Raw genomic sequence first — 23,411 nt, 5'->3', positions numbered from 1 at the left:
ACTCTCAAGGGCGAGGATCTTATCGCGCTGGCCACAGCCAAGACCAACGACGACCTTCAGACCCAGAAGCTCGATGCCGATGGCAACCCGGTGTTCGAATCCGATGGCACGACGCCGATAATGGAGACCATTTTCGCCAATGTGCCTGGCGTGGCCGCGGCCGAAATTGTCAGCGGTGATGACGAGATGACCGCTAAGGTCACCGACGCCGAGGGCAACGTGCTCGCGTACCGTCAGCCCGATGGCGATGTTATTCTGAATCGTGAGTTCTGGGGCGGTCACTACTTCCGTAATATTGAGATGCATCTGCGAGACTTCAAGAGCCGCACGGCCTTTGATGCCGATCAGCTGGCAGACTACGACCGTGCGTTCGTAGAGTTCTGGGGCGAAGGCACCTACCGCTGGGTGGGTTGGACCATGACTTCAGTCTTCCGTACCGACTGGATCACCGACTGGTGGAATTACAACAACAAGAACAATAGCAATAGCGCGTCGAGCAGCTATGGCACTTTGTCTATGTACCGTGGCAGTTCGTCGAGCGCCTATGAGCCTTATTGGCAGCCCAACGCTCTGTATCAGAACTACAACTACAGTGCGAGCCATTATCCGAATATTAACGGTGCGACGTACTACTCTGACGGCTATTCCGTTGGCGCCTACAACACATTCTCCACGGAAATGAATCAGCCGAATCCGATCTACACGTACCATAGCTGGTACAGCAACCGCTACGGATCGGGTTGGAGCACGGGCACGGCGGGTTGGCCGGGCAACTTCACCTATTGGAAGCCGACGGGCGGTTACTGGAGCAACGGTGTATGGGTCAGCCCGGGCGGCTCCTATGAGAACACGTGGATCAAGAAGGACGCTTCCATGGGAGGTTTAGCGCCCTATACCTATACGGCTTACAGCCGCTTGAATATTGCGCTGCCGCCGACGCGTCCAGTAACGACCATGTACTCGTACAAGGATGCCGATACGGCCAACAAGGCCTTTGGCGACTTGGACAAATACGAGGCTACGGGCTACGGCTCTCCCTCGACCAAGTGGGGCACCTACAATGGAGCGAATTCGTCTTCCACCCACGGGGGGTATGCGAACAGCAACCATTCGGTCATTGGCAGCTACACGTACGGAACCGAACCGCGGGCCTACTGGCGCGACGAGGCGGTAGGATATCGTGCGCTCATCTCTAACAAGTCGCGCTACGCGCTTACCCACGGCGCCATTTACCGTCTTGGCGACATCCGACCGACTTCTTCGGCTGATGCGCCCGCACTGCTGGAGAATACGGGTTTCCGGACGACGCGTTTATCGCTGTCCGCCAAGCTCTATGAGGCCGGCCTGCACACGGACGTTGTCGATGGGGAAGAGGTCGAGGTAAACGGTATCGATTCCGTCACGCTGTACTGGGTACCGCGCGATGCGAAGATGCTTTCCACTATCGGCACCACTACTAACGCCGCCACCGCTGCCGAGGTCAAGCACACTACCTACACGGCTGAGCAGATCGAAGCCTGGTATGCCGGCAAACACATAAAGCCGGTTCCCGCTACCGACGAGGACGGCACTGTTCTGCGTGACGACGAGGGGAACATCGTCTACGAGACCGATGACGATGGCAACATCGTGTACGAAGACGGCGATGCCTCGGGTATCGAGCTTGAAGAGGGCGATGTGCTGCTTGATCCCTCCATGTGGATGATGGGCGATCTGTGCGGCATGAAGATCGAGTACACCTATTTCCAGGCCGATTACACCCGCGAACAGTCGAAGATTCAGGCAAATAAAGATTGGCGTCAGGTTCTCGGTACCGAGGCCTATGTCGACTTCTTCGGCTATGCCATTGACTCTCCGGATGTGACCAAGAAAACTGCTATTACGGACACCTGGTGCATCAACCATGGCTGGGAGTACGGTGATGGCACCTCGGTAGAGCAGTACCGCGATTGGATGTACGATACCGTTATCATGAATGCCGAGTTCAAGACGAATTACGGCTTCGAAGCCTGGAACAACCTGTATCAGAACCAGACGTATAGCAGCTCTGAGGGCAAGTACGTAAGCTACGATGGCGACTATAAGTACACGCCGAACAGCTATGGCGAGTTGACGAACACAAAGGATCTGGGCTACCTCTACGCTCATATGCCCGCCTCCTCTCAGAAGGTGGCGGCGACGAGCTATTTTGTGGACGATGCCTCGCCGCTCGGCTCTATTGCCGCTAGCAGCCTCAACAAGACCACGACTGCCTGGCTGCGCTACTTCGGTGCCGGCTGGCGTTTCACCTACACGAACTACGCTAATCCCACGACCATTACGTCCAACAACTACGCTAATTCCGTGTGGGCGCCCGACCATAACATCTACAACCGTGACTACGAGATGTTCGATTCCTACATCTCCGTGGGCGCCATGGCGAAAGATGCCGTGCCTGCTTCTGAGGCCGAGGATTACGATAACGATTTCCGCGCTTTCGATGCGAAGTACATCTCGCTGTCTCACGGTCTGCTCGAGGCCGTTACCTGGGATCCCGCTACCTGGGACAATGCGACGTGGCATGCTGATGCGATGACCGGCAACGGCATTACCAACGCAGCGGGCAAAGCAGTGACCAGCTCGTACAACAAGGGGCAACTCGGCAATGCCATAAAGACGATTAAGATTGTCACCTATCCCTCTTCGAAGCGCGATAATCCGGTGACGCCCCAGCCCTCCGCGGGTGCGGGAGAAGGCACGGGCGAGGGCGCGGATGGGTCCGGCGACGGCGACGAGAGCGGTGATGCCGAAGGAGATGGCGATGCCGACCTCGAGCCGGCCGATCCTGCGAAATTCACTGAGGGAACCGTTGTCGACGCCGCCACGGGCGCTACGGTGACAACGGAGTTCGAGAACGACGTTCCGAAGGTTACCTATACCTTCACGCTTCCGCAGTTGTTCGCAGCGGGCGCCGAGTACAATGCCGACGGCAACCTTATCATTCCCAGCACGGTATGGGGCGAGGGCTACTTCTCGCAGGTGCGTGTGGATATGTACCATTTCAACGCCGGCGTACGTGAGGCCGATGATGCCGTTATCGACGTACTTGGTCGCACGGACACCTCTCAGCGCAACATCACGTTGGCCTCTACGTTCACCACCTGCTATGACTCCACGGTCAACGACGCCGGGGTGGGGCATCTGGCCGGTGCGGCCCATGCGGGTACCTGGGATCACACAATTGACACCTACGGCACGTGGGGCAATTACATGACTGGGTTCTTCAACCAGTCTCAGTCGAAGGACAAGTACGGCAATAGTGCGCTCACGAACGTAACGCTTGGCTCAAGCCGCTATGGCGGAACCGATTACAAGACGCCTTATGTGCGTTCTAACGGCATGGACATTGTCGATGCCGCAACGCTTGTGACTGAGGTGGACCCGGTGAAACCGCGCATTGGTGCGGTGACGTACCTGTATGCCGAGCACGCCGGTGAGCTGACCAGCGCCATGGAATGGTCGCTTGAGCGCGACAAGAATGGCGACATCACAAGTACGTTGCCTTACAACCATGGCACGCTTGAGACGCTCATGGGTTCAATGAACTCTGGCTGGCGCTTCCCGCTGACCAACGACTCGTCTTACGGCATGGATTCCTCCCGCATCACCATTGGCGGCTACTACGGCACCATGTTCGATGGCGATAAGGGATCTACGGGCGACCGTCAGCCGGCCACGGGCACGAGCTATCGCGACAATTACGACGGGTCTGATGGCGCAGGAAACTCCGCCATCTACGGCGAGCTGGTTGATGGCCAGTGGCGCGGCTTCGAGGTGAACACGGTGTACCTGAACGCCGCCGCCATGAACGCGCTTCTTGCTAAGTACGTGGCAGACAAGAAGGCCGCTGGCTTGACCGACGGTGCTGACGCGCCCCATGCGGTAACCAATGCCTTTGGTTTTGAAGAGATTGGTGGCTACGACCACGCCACGGTGGACGCCGCCGCGGTGAAGGCGCTGACGAAGGAAGAGGTGCAGGAGGCTTTGGCCGGCTGCACGCTCGATGTGTACGCCGTGGGAGCTGATGATACGACGTTCTCTCGCAGCATCCAGGCTCGCCGCCTGCAGGGCAACGGCAGCTACGCCGATGAGACCATCACGGTTGCTTCCGTGCCGAGCAAGCCCATTCATGAGATGGGGGGTGCGGCCGACACCACGCCGGCTGATGAGAAAACCGGCGACCAGGTGTATACCTACGCCGACGGCACGCCCAAGTACCAGCCCATCTATCTGGCCGATTATGTGACCACCGATGCCGACGGCAACTGGGTTGTTGCGGTGCCGGAGGCGGCCTGGTACGCGCACGCCGACAGCTGCACGCATCCCGACGGCATGGGCCACGACTCCAAGATTGATACCGAATGCGAGGACAGCCTCTACGTTACTCGCATGGTGCTCCATCTGCCGGCTTTCGCCTCTAAGGTGACCTCGACTGATCCGACAAGTGCCGATACGGCCGTGGTCGAGGTATTCGGCGTGCCCACGCGTGCAACCACCATGTCTCTCAACGCCGAGTTCTCTACGGAGTACAAGACCGAGGCATGGAACCGCAACACGGTTACGCGCACCATTGACGGCGACTACGCCAAGATGACGCCGCTTACCGCCGAGCCCGAGCTGCGCACCTTCTTCAACTGGACCGGTGGCGAGACGAGCGAATCCAAGCGTGAAACCGACGCGGTTACCCATCGTCCGCTTACCAACGATCGCACTATTGAAGGTACCCTCAACACCACCATTTCCACGGTGCCTTATCGTTGGGGCGAGGGTAATTACGAGAACTTCAACGACGGTAAGCCCCTGGCTTCAGGTCAGGTGCACGGTACCTCGGTGTTCAGCGACGACAACCCGCGCGAGGATGCGTGGTACGAGTACATCCTTACCAACAAGAGCAAATCGACAGCGGAGAACAGCTACCTTGATCTGTCGCTTTCCGGCGTCTCCTACATGAAGACGACCGTGGACAACAATGGTGTGAGCAAGTTCAACACTTCCGGCATCGTGAGCGAGGCTCGCGGCTTTATTGCCGAGGAGATGCAAATTGACGGCTACTTCCGCTATGCCAATGGTGATAACTACCGCACGAAGCTTCCGGCGGACACGACCGAGACCGATTACCGTTGGTACAACCGCGCTGGCAAGATCGACAAGCTGTGGCTCTACGATTGCAACACGAGCGTGCCTCATACCCAGGAGGTAGTGGCGCGCAATGCGAGCAATCAGATTACCAGCGTCACCACGGTTGACCCGCAGACTGGTGAGGTGGTAGTCAGCGACGCCAACGGCAACGAGATTTCACGTACCAAGCCGGTTGCCGTGGTGACGCTCGACGATGCTACGATCGAGCTGCTGGTTCAGAATGCCGACGGTGCCATCGACTTCACGACGGCTGCCTCCTCGGGCAACTCGTCGGTTAACGAGGTCACGGCGCATCTTCCCATGACCGAGGCCGGTCTCAAGGAGCTTGCCGATAAGGGCGCCAGCATCGAGCTGCGCACCAACGAGGCAGGGGAGACCGATTTCAAGGTCATCTCCAATGTGCGCCTTGTGTACTCCACCATGAGTGCCGAGCTGTACGAGACCTATCCTGAGGATGGTCTGGATGCTGCCAACAAGCAGGGTATGAATACGACGCTCACCATGCGCGTGTACGGCGACGTGCGCACGCACGGCACGCCCAGCTCTGTTTCGAACGCAGAGATCAACAATACCTACAACCACCAGATGTCGTCGACGATGTACTATTTCCCGTTGTCGAGCTTCTATGGCAACATCGATCGCTCCTCGACCAAGCCGCTAACGATAATCCAATTCGCAGGTGCCTCTGAGGCTACGGCGTTCCGCGGTACGTCGGGTCGTCCCGCGTCGGCAGCGACCTCTACCACGCCCGAATATGTTGACAACGGCACCGTGGCCAGCCAGACGGCAACGGTCACCGTTTCCAACAAGGCTGATGACACCGGCTATATCTTCACGCTGCGCAATGCCAGCCGCGCCCGCTCGGACAAGGCCACGCTCTCCATGCGCATCGAGTCGGTGTCCATGAAGGCAAAGACCATGCTGGCTCCTGGCTACGACGAGGCCAATGCCGGCACGACGGCCGATTTGGATACCAACAACTTCTACGGATATCGCGGTGTGGTGCGCGGCTTCAAGACGAAGACCCTCGAAGTAGGCACCGCGCTCAAGACCATGGGCGCGCTTTCCTCGGTGAACCTGACGTTCTATCAGCCGAACGGCGAGAAGTTCATCATCAAGGTGCCTGCAACGTCCTCTATCCTCTCTGCGGCCGGCTCTGCCACGACGCTTGATTTCAGCTCGCTGTGGAACAACGCCGACGGCAACCTGACCGTGAATAATATTCCTTCGGGCGACGATCAGCCGCAAACCGTGGTGTTCGAGAAGTTGGTCAACACCTACAACAACTACGGCTATAACGCAACGACCTCTATTCCGCGCACGGCAAAGCCGAGCAGCGGTTCTTCGGTGGATTACACGAGCAGCACCTATACTGGCACGATCTACCAGAATACGACGGCCTATACCATTGATGACTGCTATCTGTACCAGGTCGATTTCGAGTACGACTCCATCGAGCCTTCCTGGCGCGCTGAGAGCAAGGTGGGCGTGAGCTCCGCCAACAACAGCGCCACCGATGCCGACGACGCTCGCGGGGAGCTCAAGGTGACGGCTACGGGCAAGACCGATTGGTACAACTCGGTGGGCAACACAGCGCCCGTGAACACGAACGCAGTTATCGGCTCTTCCCTTAATGGCATCTCCAGCAAGAGCACGCTTACTCCGTGCGTGAACAACTACTACACGCACTACAGCACCTCGGGCTCCACCTACTACTATCGTTGGAATTACCCGCATAACCAAACACTTCATGCGCGTTGGTACTTGAAGCAGAAGGGTGCGTTCGATACCCGCGGAGAAGCTGCCAAAAACCAAGTGCAGAACACGGGCGGCTCGCCTACGCTGTGGCAAGATAAGACCAACGTGAATACGAGCGACGCTGACGAGGCTCAGAAGTACTCGCAGAACCAAGCTGGCACGCTCTCGGGCACGTACCTCTACGATAGCGTGCGCAAGTGCGCGGCCCTCTCGGTGGCCCGTCCTTATATGGAGGTTCACTCCTACGTGCGCTATGGCGATCAGGCCAACTATACGGGTGCAACGGTAAGCGATTCTACCTCTTACGCCTCCGACGGTAACCGCACCGAGGTGTCGGTGCCCTACGCCAAGACCTTCAATTACTGGGCAACGCTTAAGAACGAGTCGGCCATCTCCAAACTGGACGATACCGATGTGAACATCACGTTCCCTATTGAATTCGAGCGCGTGCGCGCTGAAAAGGCCACAACGACGAACAACAACGGCTATGTGGGCAGCTTCACGGGCTTCCATCCCATTGATTACAACATCTCACGTAACTACCTCAAGTGCTTCCCCGATGACAAGGTGGGCAAGATTCGCATCTTCGGCTATTCGCCTTCGCAGGTAGCAGATGCAAAGAGTAAGACAACCAATCCAGGCTACGTTCTGTCCAAGATTGTGCTGTGGCCGTATTACAACAAGAACGGCAAGCTCGCTGGCTTCGAGCTCGAGTACACCACGGGCAACAGTTTGCAGGCACGCGGCGCTACCAAGGCAAATCTTTCCACCAGCGGTCTGACTAAGGAAATGCTTACCAACTCGGATCGTTACGGCAACTATCCCTTCAGGGTGACCGATGACGGCCGCGTGCGCATTCCGCTGCAGGCCGACGGATCTTTCTACCTGACCGAGCAGCAGGTTTACGACATGGGTATCGAGGTGCCCACGCTCTTCCAACTGTACTCGTGGAAGGACATGGCTGAGGATATGGCCACCAGTGCTGATGGGTCTGCCGGCTCCATCGACAAGCAGAACATCTTCCTGCGCGGCTATACCGACTCGAATTTCGAGACACAGCGTTGTATAACCATTCAAACATATAATCATTTAGACTGCTTCCGTGAGCTTCCTCTCGATTTGCCCGGTTTTGGCACGAGCAATGACAGCACGATCACGACGGCCAACGGCAAGCTTGCCAATTACGCTGCCAATGGCGATGGCGTCCTGAACACCACGGCCGACAACTACACGGTATCTCGTTATGACCGCTCGCTTATCTTCGTCTCCAAGATGTACTTCGACACCGTGAGCCGCGCGGCCTACGCCGATGTCGATTCCGGTGAGGCGGTAGAGGACAAGAACGGCGAAAACGAGGTCAAGAGCCTCTTCGAGCAGCTTGAAGGCGCAACTTACGAGTTGACGGCTGATGCGTTGGCCGAGGGAACGACGTTCTATACCTATGACCGTTCCAAAGTAAACACAGGATACGTGGCCATTGCCAACGATGCCCTGGCAGACTATGTGACGCCCGAGGCGACCGATCCCGACGAGGGCGAGGGCGAGGGCGAGGGCTCCGAGGGCTCTGAGGGCTCTGAGGCTCCCGAAACGCCGGCTGTGCCCGAGGTGTTCATCCTCGACGAGAAGGGTAACGCCACGCAGGTTCGCCTGGTGAGCAATAATGGTGTGCTGAGCTACGTCAGGGCGGATGCGGCCGATAATACCGGCGCTCTGACCACCACGGGCGTAACGTTCTACACCTACGATGAGTCGCTTATCAGCGATGGTTACACGGCTATTCCCGCAGGTACCGAGCTGGCTACCCAAAACGGCGTCGATGGCGCGGCGGGCACGGGTCTGTATATCAAGAATGCGAATGGTACGTACGAGAGTGTTGCGGTCGAGGAGAATCCGACGATGGACGATCCCGAAACCGCCGTGCTCGGCTACTGGTACAACTCCGAGGCGAAGATGAACGCCGCCTCCGATGAGGAGAAGAAGACGGCCAAGTGGCGCCTGCGCGATTCCAAGTATTCCATCCAAGTTGTTTATGTTGCCTCCAACGACCGCTACGATCCGGTAGACAGCGGCGACGACATCAGCAAGATCGATGTCTACAAGGTTGTTGTTGACGGCAACGGTGATCCGGTGCTCGATAAGGACGGCAACGAGACCTATGAGAAGGTTGCCGACAAGACGGCCGAGAGTCAGAAGGGCACGCAGCTGTACAAGATTGTGGCTGGCGTGGCCGCCGGAAAGGTCATCAGCTGCACTGAGGTGAGCGAGGCTACCGAAACCTCCCAGGCGGTTGTGCGCGTGGAAGTGTCCAAGGGTCCCGAGCGTGTTATCGATGAGACCGAGATGATCGTGGGCAAGACGCTCATGGAAGCACTGACGCTTCTGAAGCAGACGGGCTACACCATCAGGGGTACCGACATCACCTACGAGTACGACGAGACGGCCGAGAAGGACACTATCATTTCGGCTCAGAAGCTCTCGACGCCGACCTACGATGACGACGGCGAGCTTTTGCCCGGCACCGACAACGACGGCAATCCCACCGACGGTATGGGCTCTATCTCGGTGGTCATCTCTAAGGGTGCCGATGAGTTCAAGGATTATCGTCCCACGACGAAGACCGAGGGCGATCAGACCATTACGGTTTATCTGACGGAGGCCGAAGCGCGCCAGAAGCTGCTCTCCGATGGCTATGAGATTTCCGAATCCGAGCATCAGTACAGCGATACGGTTCCCGAGGGCTCCATCATTGACCTTAAGGTTGTCAAGGAGGGCTGGACCGAGCCAGCTGTCGAGGGCGTGCTCAAGGACATCTATCAGGAAGGCTATGTGCCAGCTGAGGGCGAGACTATTCCCGAGATGACCGAGGAGAACAAGTGGGCCGTCGCGCCGAAGGATGAGGTTGTCCACAAGGCCACGGTGCAGCTTGTGGTATCTGATGGACGCCATCCGGCCGATCTTGAGGCCGATCGCTTGGCAACTGAATACTCCAAGAAGACGCTTGCGGAGGTTATCGCCGAGTTGGTGGCTGTTGAGCCTGTGGAGCCCGAGGAAGGGGAGGGCGAAGGCTCTCTGACCGACCCGACCGATCCGATTGATCCCGATGCGGGCGACACGGAGGGCGACGACGGCGACGGCGACGGCGATGGCGACGGCGACGGCGACGGCGAAGATGCCGAAATGCCCACATCTCCCAAGCCGCAGACTAAGAAGTTCACGCTTGATCAGGACAACGACATTATCTACGAGCGCAACGATAGCATCCCCGCCGGGCTTGTCATTCGTGTTGAGCGCAAAGGCGAGTATGTCGATGGCCTCGAGGGCGGTCCCATTCGTATCTATGTGTCCGACGGCCCCACCGATGCAACGCTGCGTGCTACGCTGTTCAGCGAGTGCGTGGGCCTGTCGGTCGACAGCGTACGCGCTAAGCTAGAAGCTGCCGGCTACGAGGTTGACGAAGCGGTTGACTACGAGGCGAGCACAACGGTGGATGAGGGCTCTGTGGTCTGCATTGGCCTGGTGCGCGAGACCGAAGTCAACGGCGAAATTGTTGAGGAAGTTGTAGTAGGCGACGAGGTGTCCACGGACATCAAGCGCGCACGCCTCATCGTGTCCTCCGGTGCGCCTGAAGAGGCCGACGAAAGCGATCTTGCCACGAGCGGCAAGATTACGCTGACGCCCAGCTGGAGTCGCCTGGATGCGTCGAGCTCGGTTTACGATTCGAAGCTTGGCGACGGCACCTATCCGTCCTGGTATCTGTATCCGTCCAAGCTGGGCGAGAGCTACCTGACCGGTGCGGCGCAGTCCACGCGCTTCACCAACTACTCGGTGGGCTCTAATGACAGTCATGGCCATGTGGGTCATTCCGGCTGCTGGGGATCGAGTGCGGATGAGACGTCGGGCGATCTTGCCATTGGCTACAAATCCCAAGGTTCGTTCCTGGTGGATTTCCGTCAGGTCGATACCTATCCGACCGGCTACCCGAATGCGCTCGGCAATATCACAACGCGTGGGTCTAACTCCTACGGCACGGTGACCGCGGTCTACCCCGAGGGCACGAGCTTTATGGAGCAGGGTCTCTCCGGCTTCTATCCGACGCGCTGCCAGTACTGCTACAGCGGTTGGGCCTATTTCGATAAGAACTCCCGTTGGGTATACGGCAATGGCTTATACGATAACGCTACCTATCGCGATAAGGCTGGTAACATCGACTACCAGGATCACTATCATCGCACTTACTACGGTGGCCACTATTGCTATGACTACGCCAACGGCAACCCGCGTTACAACTCGGTGGGCAGCTATACGTACAACACGGGCGCCCATCTGCAGATGATCCAGGATATCTCCGGCGAGGGCTTTGACGCCTACTACATTAAAATCAAACAGCAGGCTCTGTCCTACCTCGACCAGGTGACCGTGGCGTTTACCGACGGCAAGTCCATGACCATCGACGGCAACACCATTCGCGAGCAGTACTATACTTCTTTGGCGAAGGCCAACAACGGTGGCACCGGCACCTCGGTACAGCTGGACAACCAGGGCAACTACTTCTTCCGCCTGAATCTCATGAAGGTTGAGGATGCGGCAGGTAACGTAGTTGATCTGGCCGAGAACCCGAAGGCCGCCTATGCGAAGCATGTGCCCGACTTCGGTGTGGATTCCACCTATGCCTATCGTGACACCTTCAACGACTACGCCGATGGCGTGCCCACGTTCCGCGTGAAGACCATCACCTATGACGTGACCATCAACCAGGGCACGCTCGATTCCGCTGGTCTGCCGAAGTATCCCGATTACGGCCAGTGGTTCTCTGACAGCATGAGCGCCTCCTCGGCTGAGTGGACCAAGAACATGTCCTTCGAAGTGACCGGCCGCTTTATCCGCACCGATCAGTCCACGAGCGCCACAACGGCTAACTCCGTTACCTCGACCACTACGGTAAATATGACCATCGGCGGCGAGTATGCCGGTGAGAAGTACGTGCATGCTTCGGCCCAGCGCTACGACTCGCCCGACCAACGTGCCGACGGTGCCAATGCGGCTAGCGGCTCGAACATCACTGCCTCCAACATCTACGGTGATGTGGCCACCTCTAAGAACTACTCGACTGGTGCCGAATCCCTTGGCATTTACTATGACGAGTACAACCGCGGATCGTGGGGCTATAAGAACTTCCATCGCACGGGCGCATGCCATAGGCATGGTTACTACAGCTCCCACTATCACTTCTACAGCTTCGATGAGGGCAAGATGCGCCACCTGCGCACCAGTTCGCGCGTTATTACATACGAAAGCCGTAACTATGTACAGAAGTCGGTAACGCGCGACAACGGATCTATCGGTTGGGATGGCCGCTATGCTGCCACCGTCAATCACAGCAACCAGCATGTGTTTGCCGATGACGATGGCTACTTCATGTCGCTGTATCGCTGGGAACCCGGCAGCAACAACAACAACTACTCTGACCACGATTACAAGCCGTGGGGTACGAACATCACGGCTGCTGATAACATTCGCATCAACGATTCGCTGCCGACGATCTATCCCGATCAGGACACTGAATACTATGGATTCCTCGGCACGGGTCTTAAGTTCTTCCGCACTACCGCGGCCAATACCTCGACTGCCGATAGCTCCCTTGTTGCTATGACGGGATCGAACGTGTGGGCTCACCTGAATCCGGTGACCAACTATGCCCGCGCTGAGCGCAAGGACAACATGGACAAGGTCTATATCACCTTGCGTACGACTGCCTGGGAGAAGGACCCGAACTACGTGGCACCTCTCACGCAGCAGCAGGCGGCGGCTTCTAAGGATAACGGCTGGAACAAACTGGGCGGATCTACCTATTCGTTCACTACCTCTGATGGGGCTAAGGTCGACCATACCGTATACCGTACTATTCGCATTCGCGAATATAATATGTATCTCGTAAATGCCGATGGCACCGAGACGATGGTCGACGAGAACCTCGAGCCTATCAAGGGCGCAAACGCTGCCAAGGGCGAGAGCGTGAACGAGCCGAATTCTCCGGGTCTCACTTACCTGTTCTCCAAGGGCCTGAACAAGGACGGCGACGCGATTATCTACTTCAAGCGCCCCTCCGACTATACGCCCGACTTCATGGATGCGGTCAACTGGGCCAAGGCGCCAGAGTACACCTATACCAAGAAGCCCACGAACGCCGCGGGCGCCGTGACAGCTTCCAAGATCGAGCTGCGCACTGACGGCGATGCCGATAACGGTCTGTTCACCGACCACCAGCCGCTTACCATCAACTTGCCCGATGGCGAGTTTGTGACCAGCTACACCATCGACCTCGGCCCCTACGGCGGTGACGCCGATGCCACGGCAGAAACGGCTCGCGCCTACGACGGCGACAAGGGCTCCGGCCAGCAGGTTTCCGACTACGAGGTGCTGGGTCGCCCTTATATCTACAAGGGCCAGACCAACAAGCTTTACAAGGCCGGTTCTACGGCGCAGGAAGAGCGCTTCTCCAGCTATATCGACAACGCTATCTCCACCGCACATGTCGATTACGAGCGCTACTATCAGCCCGGCACGTATCTGACGAGTGCCGAGAAAGCACTGTATTCCTACAACAATTGGCGCATCACCAACGCCTACGAGCGCCAGTTCAACTATCCGGGCTCCAACGCCTACACCTGGGTGCCGCGCAACTCTGCCTACGATACGGCTTGGATTGCCGGCTATAAGGTGAACTTCGGCTTCAATACCGGTATCCAGACGGAGAACAACGGCGCACTCGCCGACAACACGGAAAACTACTATGCCGAGAACTCTTCGGCTCACGGCGTGCTGAAGGAAGCCTATCGCAACGAGGTTATTACCCGCTCCAATACCTACAACTATACGACGGCAAACTCCTCTGCGCTTCCCCAGGGTGTGTGGGGTCCCTCAGGTGCCAACTCCTATAACGGCAACGGCACCTACACCTATTACTCCAATAACGGCACCTACACGTATGTGCCCACAAGCTACAACGGTTACACCACCAACACCATTACGTGGCGCACCGACACGAAGCTGGTGTACGACTACGGTGATAAGCGCGTCTACGACTGGGTCGATGGTAAGCAGGTTATCTCTGAGGATTCTGACAACCTCACGCCCACGAAGGCCACCTTCGAGGTGCGTTTCCAGAATCAGTTCGACGGCACGAACAGCGATGGCACGTCCAATACGACGAATAACAGCCGCGCAGCGCACCTGACGCGCGTAGCGCTCAAGAGTGCGTTCGACGAGAACCTTTCCGGTGAGAAGAAGGCGTTCCGTCTGCAGAACGTCTATGTGCCCGCCTATCTGCTGGGCTACGCCGATCACAAGGCAGCCGAGGACGCGCATTGCGCGAACCACAGCAAGGGCACGTGCATCAGCTACCAATACACGCCGTACATCAAGGTCGATGACGAGTATGTGGCCTACGACGGTCCGCGCAAACTCGTCGATGGCAAGCAGGTAGTCGATGGCGGCGAACACGATGGCGCGCAGGTTTATCTGACTGTCACGGGCGATGTGTACACCAAAGATGACGCTGCCTATATCGAGGCCGAGGCCTGCGGTGGCGAGCAGGGCAATGAGTGCACGTGCGTCGAGTGCGAGGGCAACTGGTTTAATGCCACTGGCCTCGTGCTTACCTATCTCGATGAAAATAACGTCGAGAAGACCATTAACGTTGTGTGGGATAAGACTAATGCTGTCGATGATTCCACGATGACGGTTACTTGGAACGAGCTGCGGGATACGTATAAGTGCGTGACCGGTCCCTGGCAGATCGATCCTGCCACGGCACAGCTCGTCTACGATGAGGATGGCAATCCCATCTATGATGCCGATGGCGATTACGTCATCGATTTCGAGAGCTTCTATCGTAACAACATTATATCTTATAATACTTATAAGGCTTCTGATACCACCAACACCAACACCATCGCTGGCTACGCGGGCGATGAGGAAGTGGATTACACCTACGCCAAGCCGCTGTTCACCTCACTTGAGCTCATCTATGAGGCCCCCAACGCCAATCGTCGCTTCGACAACACCATGCTCGATGCCGGTCAGTGGCTGACCCGTGCGAGCCAGATGAACGTGGGCACTACAAGCGCCACGGCTTCCCAGAGCAACCTCATGGTGAACTACGCCTTCAAGTACGATGGCGTGTACGTTGATCGTCCGGTTGATCTGTTCACCTCGGCACGCGCGGCCACCAATACGCTCACGCCGAACAACGTGCTTGCGGGTACGGCTGACGAGAAGACCAATGCCGGCAATTGGGACTACGATTCCACGCCGACCTTCGGCAAGCAGGCGAGCGCCTACGCAGGTACCGACTCCCGTCATCGCTTGACGGTGGATCTGAAGGCCAAGGATCCCAACACCGAGGGCCTGACCGCCTTCGTCGACGACACGGCAGCCTATCGCGTTGCCCATAAGCTGGGCACGATGAACGTCGAGTACGTGCGCGGTCGCAAGATCACCCCGTCTATCGACTACGGAAAGGTCAACGGCGAAGCTGACTCCAATGATCAGAAGAATACCGTGTTCGCGTACGATGCCGATGAGCGCTCCAGCACGAACATCTTCAGCTACGAGCCTACCACCACGGCAAACGACATTCCCGATGGCGCTCTGTACGTCGGCGATTACGTAGAGTACACCCTGTATGTGGGCGCCAATCCGAAGTCCATGCTGCCGCTGCAGCATCTGGACGCGCGCTTTACGGTGGGCAAGGGTCAGCGCATTGTGGGTTGGGAAGTGGTGTCCGACACCGACGCCAACGGTAACAAACGTCAGCTGAACACCATCGGCGCCAACGAGAAGATTGGCGTGACGGAGGAGTTTGCCGAGGATACGGTTCGTCCGAATACGGCGAACCCGACAAAGACCACCAATGCGCTGTACTTCGATAGCGGCTACGGCGCCAATGCTGCCCGCGTGACTGCAACGTTGTTGGGCGACCCGACTCAGGTGACGAGCGAGGATGGTACCGTCGAGACCCTCGACACGGTGACGATGCGCAACGCGCCCGCCTCCACCGATCTCACGAAGATTGCCCATGACGAGGTGACCTCCGTGACTAACGCGGTGACTGAGACGAGCCTGGTTGAGCAGGCGAACGAGGCAGGGGAGTACAATGCCTCCAATCGCGCGCTCGTGTTCTCCTTCGGCAGCCAGACCCAGCAGACGCTTCCCGGTGAGGGCGTGTACGTGCGCGTCATTACGCAGATGACCGATGAGCTGGAGACCAAGGCCGATTACAACGAGCTTGAGAACAAGGCCTTCAACAACGATGCTGAGAAGCCCTCCTACGCTGCTAAGTCGGTGAAGGCGAGCTACACGGTGACGGCTAAGCCGCGTCATGGCTACACGCAGTATCGTGTGGAGCAGTCCGACTCGCTGGGCGAGGGGGTCTACAAGACCATGGACGATGAGGGTATTGCGCTCATCTCCTACAAGCACCCCACCAAGATCACGGCCAACCTGACCAATCGTCTGCAGTACGGCGCCTCCATGGAGTCTTCCGTGAAGTTCTACAAGCACGGTAATTCCGACGGTGCCGGCAATGGCACTCATGCCGTGGTGCGCAACCGCGCGCTCAATTCCGCCGGTTTGGTGGCTGCAACGGCGGATAACCGCGCGCTTTACCAGGTAGCCGATCCGACGGGTCAGATTACCTCTGCGCTGTATCGCGATTACCGCTACACCACCACGAACGCTCATCGCATGGTCGAGGTGGCAGACAACCATAACAAGGACGTGACCATCAGCGCGGCCTATGTGAAGCGCTCGACCACGCGTAATACCACGGCCAACCAGGACGGCAACCCGCTGCGCCTGACCGTGGCTGGCCTTGCCAACCCCACGTTCCACACCAACGATATCCGTACCACGGTGCGCTTCACCGAGAATTTCGATGCTGATCTGCAGCGCCCCTACGGCACGCAGGTGTTCGAGGTATACGGAAACAACATCGCCTATCCCGAGAACATGCCCGAGAACGAGGCGATGAAGGATGCCGCGAACAACCGCCTCGGCGAGTCTATCAACCCGACGCACACCTATGACACTAATGCCGCCAACCGCGGAGCTGCCGCCGGCGAGAACGAGAACGACGGTACCGTGGATGGTCGCAAGAACATCAAGATCGAGTACTATGTGGCTCTTGACGAAGAGGGCGTCAAGACCGTGTTCGATATCGCCAAGAGCGATCCGGAGGCGGTCGAATTCGTGTACAAGAACACGGATGCGGCTTCTGTCGCAACCGTAAGCAATGAGGCCGAAGGCGCTGACCAGGCAACCGGTGCCGAGGGCGATGGCGATTTGGGCGGCGACGTGGTGCTGCCCGACGAGCCCGAGGCACTGCCCGAGGTGTACGGCGCCTGGCTCACCGAGGATCAGGATCACAATGCGCTCACGCAGTACATGGCCACCCGTAGCAATTACGTGTCTGGCACAAAGAACGCCTTCACGGGTCTGACCGATCCGACCGTAAGCTCCGAGCGCGGCGTCTATGACATCAACTTGTTCCGCGAGGCCCAGGCTATGCGTTGGACCTACTTCGACGTGCCCGCCACCTCCGATGGCTTAAGCGCCTTCCAGCTTGACAACGTCACGCTCGATGGCGTGGCGCGCTTCAACGATACGCGCGGCCTCACCGAGCGTTGGCGCGACGTGGCCAATTACTTCGATGGCACCGTGGCTGTCGACGTGGCTTACACTCATTCTCATAACGAGACCACGAAGCTCGACTTCAACGGCCCGCTCTACAGCGATACGGCCTACAACGACGAAGGCTTCGGCGAGACGGCTTCCACCGATGTGAAGCACGGCACTTGGCAGACGCTTCAAAACGAGTGGAGCGACCCGTGCACTATTCGTGTATACCGCAAGAGCCCGAATGTCCAGTTCCAGAACCAGGTGTTCCAGACGGCTGACGAGGCCTTGGCCGACTACAACGAGAACGCTTCTCAGAAGACCGGCTATGTGGCAGGGGAGACGTTCTGGTACCGCGATACGCTGGTGAACGCCAAGATGGCGCCGGCTCCCAACTCCATCAACTCCAACTGGACCTATGACGAAGCTACGAAGACGTATACCTCCGGCAACCAAGGTCGTCCGAGTACCACCTCCACTATGAACATGACGTTCACGGTGTACAACAAGACGGCTATCTCCTTCAATTGGTGGGTGCAGTCCGAGACCGGCTACGACTGGCTCTATTGGTACATCGACCGGGATGACAACACGCGCGTAGGCTACTGGGGCAACTATGCGAGCCGTGACGCGAACGGCGCCGGTGGCGCATGGTCCTACACGCTCGACCCGGGTACATACACTATTTCGTTCAACTACCGTAAGGACGGCTCCGTAAATGTAGGCGCCGACTGCGGCAAGATCAGCAACCTCTCCATTGCCTCCACGGGCGCGGACATACCTGATTCCGCCGAGGGCGACGAGACACGCGAGATCAAGAATAATCTCACCATCAGCGGCACCAATGAGGGCAACACTGGCGAGGGTGAGCTGTACAACCCGGTGTTCTATGAGCGCATTCCGCTTGACTACCTGCGTCAGGCCTCTGGTTATGCCTACAGCAGCGCGAGCGAGATCTCCGAGAAGCTGGGCCAGAAGATAGATACAGCCTACCTTGAGAGCATCCTGAACACCCGCAATGAGGATGGTACGCTCAAGTATGTTCTGTGGACCAACCGCTACGGCGACAATGTTGTGGCTGATCGTACGCGCGGCATGAAGGTGAAGGTCACGCTGGTTGGTACCGAGAAACAGGCTGCCGACTACGGCGGATCGATGAACTACACTTCGGTGCAGCAGGGCGTGTGCAACTGGCAGAGCGCGAGTGTTCCCTGCGCCAATGCCGGCGGCGGTTACACCTATGGCAAGGGCTATAACGATATCGACCCGCGCGCCAAGAACACCTCGAACGAGACGACCTTCGGTCTTTTCCGCATTGAGTGGGTCGTAGATCCGCAGTATAAGGATAATGCGGGCGCAACTTACCGCACGCGCACGGCCGATAGCCGTTTCCTCGACGAGAACGAACTGAATACGGGCTCTCAACTGAGCTCCTATGAGACGAGCCTGCGTCCGGTGGATCGTCCCGACTACACGTCCACCTGTCTGGAGGTCGGCGATACCCTGGCCATCGCCTTCCCGGTGCGCGCGGCCGAGCAGAACCTGCCTCAGGTGTACAAGAATCTGGGCACGAACGCTGCCGACGGCTCCGCTTCAACGGCCAAGTACGCCGACGGCACGCCCAACACCACGGGTCTTGTGCCGGCCTTCATGCCGCGTTACGGCGAGTACTACACGTCTGGGTACCACCTGCATTGCGCTGCCAGCCATATCGGCTGTGCGCCGGGTGGCTTCTTCGTAAACCCGGGCCCGGGCATTTATAACGGCGGTTTCTCGCTCGAAGGTCCCGTGGTGGGTATCAGCCGGGTGATGAACCAGAACCTGCTCATGGACATGGACTCCCTGCTGCACGAGTCGGCTTTCACTACCGACAAGCCCAAGCATGTGGACACCTACGAGATGTTCAACCATGCCTATACGTTCATTCCGGGTACGGCGGCTAACACCGGCTCCTCCACCTATATCTCCGAGAACGCAACGGCAGCGCCCTCGGTGACGAGCGCCGACTACGGTTCCTCGGGTAGCAACGGCACGCTGGTGGATGCCGACGTCATCACGGCAAACAACAAGCAGAAGGTAAGCTATCTGCTCACCGGCACGCCTACGGTTGGCCTGGTGCAGGATGCCGTCAACGGCCTGCCCACGCAATATACTTACACGACGCTCAACCAGTTCTCGCCCACGAACGTGCGCGATTGGTTCACCTTCGTTGCTTCGAGCCGCTTTGCCGATGCGCTTGCCTCTGCAAGCGATGGAGCTGCCGCTACTCAGGGCAACCGCCTGACGGTGAACAAGGACCAGGCCTCGGCCGTATCTGCCACGCCGCTCGTGTGGTCTCAGACGCGTTTGCATATGCAGAAAGCCTGGCTTGCCACCACGACTGAGATGGTAAGCGAGTTCGAGAATGCCTACGGTGCCGAAAACGCCACCGACGACTACCAGGCGGCCCGTCGCTACAGCGCCACTACTGGGTTTGGCACCTCGACGACGCAGTTCAGCCCGGCTGATCCGAACTACACCGATCCGAACAAAGATTCGCGCGACAACTACGACAACAACCAGACGCATTGGCAGAACTCTGATCCCACGATGGAGTTCGGCCAGTATGAGGATGCACTCGAGCTGGGACAGAACTATGTGAGCCAGCTGACCGCCTACAACTACGGCGATCGCAACCTGGACGGTATTGAGTTCACCTACATCATGCCGCGCGGCGCCGAACCCGTTCTTGACGAGGAGGGCAACGTGAAGGTGTCTGCCGAGCTGCTCAAGGAGGCCAAGAACGCCTCCAAGGGCACGGGCAATGCCGACAACGATGGCGCTCCGTACGTACAGGAGGACTACGCCGACATCGACAGCGATCTGGTCGATGTCGAGATTGTTCAGACGCCTTACGGCGAGTATCAGGGCTACGACGCTGCGTCTGCTAATCAGGATCCTGCCTCCTATCGCACAGGCAACCGCATGACCGCTGCCACTGACTTCTCCGAGGCTTTGGAACAGGCCACCTACACGTCCTGGAACGCCACTACGAAGGCCGACTCCGTGCTGGGTACCGGCACCGATACCGTGCGCGATGGCAAGATTGTGGCTGATCCTGCGAAGATGCGCGGCGCCGCCTACACGCAGTCCAGTCAGCCTTGGGTGTTGAAGATCACGGTGAAACAGGATCTTGGCAAGTGGTTTGGCCGCGCGGTTGACAACGCCACCGACCCCGATCCCGAGACGCTCACCGAGTGCTATCAGCAGGGCGGCTACAAGCTGCGCGTGAACCTCGAGAGTCACATCTTCGGCAACAATGAGGATGAGGCGTGGTACGATCGTCTGCTCACGGCTCCGTGGGACGACGAGGACAACATTGTGCGCGGATCCGACGCGGCCACGGCCGGTACGCCCGCTGTGGAAGACGATCCCGAGACTAAGGACGTTGATGAGAGCACGGCCGCTACCGCCGGTACCGAGCCCTTCAACTCTTCGGCCTACTATCAGGTTTATGATGTTAACGCCTACGAGGGTGGCGCGGCTGTGTACACCCGTCGTCAGAACATCCAGCCCTTCGGCATGGACTTCGTGTACTCTGCCATGGTGCTCAATCGCTCCCATGCCGGTATGCACGCCACGCTTTACGGCTCCTTCGACGGATCGCCCACCATGCCTGCCATCAATGGCTACACCGTGCTCAACAATGCGGTTATTACGGACGCCTCCGTTGCCGAGGGCAACGAGCAGCGTGCCCAGCTGGCCGCTATGGGTCTGAAAGTGAGCGATTCGTCCCAAGTCAACTGGAATGATGCGCTTAAACGCGACAGCGAAGGCAACGAGGTCAAGCTCTATGCTCAGACGGGCACCCATGCCGTCATGCGTAAGCCGCTCGTGCGCGTGTGGAACACGGTGAGCGAGTATGTGGGCGAGGCCGGGCAAACCTCTGACGCCGTGCGCGCCGTAAACGACAACTACTATGTGGACACCGAGGCCGATCGCCGTCAGGTGAACGTGCATATCGAGAACCGCTACTGGCTCAACGACCAGCCCTACAACTATCAGCAGCATGTTGGTCGCTACTGGTACGGCGGCTCCACGATGACGTACACCTCCAAGGCTCATAACAACTACGCGGTTGACGGCGGTTCTAAGGGCTCGCTCACGCTGCCCGTGGTCACGGTCGTGCTGCCCTACGGTGTGGCCCTCTATTCCAAGTCCACCGGCCAGCCCTATGCCATCGATGGCAAGAACGACAAGACCGGAACCGTGAACTGGCATGTGGCTACCGAGGACTGGGACATGTCCTATGTGGTGGGCGCCGATGCCGACAACTACGATAACCTCGGCAACGCTACCCATTACTTCTATCAGTACTTCGCTGCCACACCTGATGCCTTCGAGGCGGCTACCAAGCCCGAGTTGGCTGCAGGCGGCACGTTCTATAAACAGGACACCGACGGCGAGGGTGCCACCATCTATGTGGAGGCCAGCGATGCTGAGGTGACGGCGGCTGCTGCCGAGGATGCCACCGATGTCCTTTATAAGAAGACCGCCGATGCGGTTGCGGCCTCCTATGGCGCACTCACCAATGCACAGGCGGCCGCCTATGAGGGCCAGCTGTTCGTGACGGCGGATGCCAAGCCCAACGAGGTCGATGACGACGAAGATGGCTATGTGGCTTACAACGATGCCGTCGATACCGGCTATATGCAGCTCGATTCCGTGAACGACAACATGACGGCGGCCTGGAAGGAAGAGAACTGGGATGTCACCTACGCCTTCGAGCCGGTGACCACCGATTCCGGTGCCCAGGAGTATCGCTACGTGCTGCGCTTCGAGCCCAAGGCCGACGGCTACAATGATCCCTCTGATTTGGTGACCCAGATTGTCTCGGGCGGCCTCGACACCTTCAAGTTCAATGTGCTCACCTACGACGAGCCGAAGATGGGTCTCGATCCCGCATCGATGACGAAGAGCTACGAGAACATCCGCGCCTACGTGACGAGCAAAGTCGACGGCGCGAAGTTCCTCACCGATGAAGACATCACCGTCTTCGGTGCCACAAGCCAGAATCGCATCGAGCAATCTGCGGGGACGAGCAACGTTTCGGTGGTGAACGCCAGCACGGTGAATCCGTTCACCGTGGGCGCCGAGGCTCAGCTCACGCGCGATAAGAAGCTCACCTGGCTCACCTATCGTGCGAATCATTCCAACTGGACCTCCATCACGTCCAATACGCTGAGCAGCTGGACTATGTCCACAGGTTGGTACGATGCCGACAAGCGTCTCGATGCCACGGAGACCACGTACTACACCTATACTGCCAACAGCTCCAGCGGCCACGAATACACGGCAACACCTCATACCGAGGGATTCATCCCCGCTAAGTACATCAAGGTGGGCGATCCCGTTACGGGCGCCTCGGTATCCGAGAAGGTGCCCTACAACTACCTCGTCGGCTTCAATGGCCTGTACACCGAGGCGACGGGTACGAGTCGTATCCCGCGGGCTGTGGGCGGCGTGTCCCTGGCGGCTCTGCCGCTGGTTGGCTCGGCAACGCTGAAGAAGGACTACGAGGGCAACACCTTGAATCCCGAGCCCGATCAGGGCAAGGGTTTGACGGTGGGTGACTACACCTTTGCTGCCAACGCCTATGGCCTCTCTACTGCCACAACCAACGCGTTGAACGGCCACCGCGATAACCTGGTGAGCGGAGCCGTTGGGTCTGACCTTCTGGCCGACGACGCCCGCGACAGCTATCGCGACAATGGCGCTACCCATGATGAGAAGTTCGTGAACCGCGCGACGGGCCAGGCTCG

The 23,411-nt window shown here is 58.3% G+C and carries 1 protein-coding gene (only partly in view); it reads left to right on the top strand.

Every position in this 23,411-nt window falls within one protein-coding gene, locus tag PZH32_RS10215, for an SdrD B-like domain-containing protein (protein ID WP_275208002.1), read on the top strand. The gene is 74,412 nt long; 12,480 of those nucleotides lie to the left of the window and 38,521 to its right, leaving coding positions 12,481-35,891 in view — codons 4,161 (complete) to 11,964 (partial); the first complete codon in view begins at window position 1. Both the start codon and the stop codon lie outside the window.

This window comes from Adlercreutzia equolifaciens, assembly GCF_029076695.1.
Classification (GTDB): Bacteria; Actinomycetota; Coriobacteriia; order Coriobacteriales; family Eggerthellaceae; genus Adlercreutzia; species Adlercreutzia equolifaciens_A.
The sequence above is the reverse complement of the archived record's forward strand: the minus strand, read 5'-3'. Positions and strand labels throughout refer to the sequence as shown.